At 47.4% G+C, this 1,098-nt stretch carries 2 pseudogenes; both read left to right on the forward strand.

Features of this window, described 5'->3' with window-relative positions:
• Window positions 1–357 (forward strand): annotated as a pseudogene (locus B3763_RS13580) (TonB-dependent receptor); the annotation flags it as partial.
• An 11-nt stretch (window positions 358–368) separates the two neighbouring features.
• Window positions 369–1,098 (forward strand): annotated as a pseudogene (locus B3763_RS13585) (hypothetical protein); the annotation flags it as partial.

The raw sequence follows: 1,098 nt of genomic DNA on the forward strand, positions 1-1,098 counted from the left end.
AACGAACTTATTTCGCAAGCCGACCTGTTGGCTCAGGGTTTTAGAGCAGCCTATAATACACCCAAATACAGATACAACCTGAAAGTGGGTAATCGAAAAGTGACCGACAAGCTTGGTTTCCAAATAAACTACAGGTGGCAGCAAGCCTTCTTGTGGGAGTCTTCGTTTGGTGTGGGTATAATTCCTGATTTTGGCACTCTAGATGCCCAGGTGTCTTACAAAATTCCGGAATGGAAATCTACCTTTAAGCTGGGGGCCAGCAACATTCTGAACGAACGATACACCACTTCGTTTGGTAACCCCACAATTGGTAGTATCTACTACATCCAGTTTACTTTTGACGAATTCTTCAAATAATCATGATGAAAATGAAACGACTAAAAATATATTTATTAGCCATGTTGCCCTTGGCCTTTGTCACCTTCTCATGTGATGAAGAAGATGCCATACTCGAGCAACAACTTAAAGACAACCCGCTACCTGAAGCCCCTAGCGGTGACCCCGGAGTTTTAGACTTCTCCCAATATGTGGCCATTGGTAATTCACTGGCTGCAGGAGTAATGGATGGTGCCCTCTATACCGATGGGCAAAACCATTCGATCCCTGCCCTCCTGGCCGCACAGTTTCAAATTTCCGGAGTTGGTGGAGGAAGCTTTAACCAACCGGATATTAACTCTGTAAATGGATATAGCGGCCCGGGACCTGACGGTCAGCCGGGAACTAGTGATGATCAAGGAAGATTCCTGCTTAGTCTGGCACTGGCAAAACCGGTTCCCACTCCCGGAGAACTGCCTACTGCATACGGTGGCAACAAAGCAGAATTGAACAACTTTGGAGTGCCGGGCATGAGAATTACCGAGGTATTGAGCCCAAGCCTGGCCAATAACCCTTACTATGCCCGGTTTGCCTCTGCCCCGGGTACCAGCACAGTATTGGGCGATGCTCTGGCTACTTCACCAACTTTCTTTACTTACTGGCTCGGTAGCAACGATATACTACAGTATGCCATTGGTGGTGGTAGCAACGAATCGCTCATTACCAGCGCACAGGATTTTCAAGATGCCCTCTCACAGTCATTGGGTGCTTTGGTTCAGTCTG

The sequence above is a fragment of the Roseivirga sp. UBA1976 genome, from assembly GCF_002336325.1.
GTDB lineage: Bacteria > Bacteroidota > Bacteroidia > Cytophagales > Cyclobacteriaceae > Roseivirga > Roseivirga thermotolerans.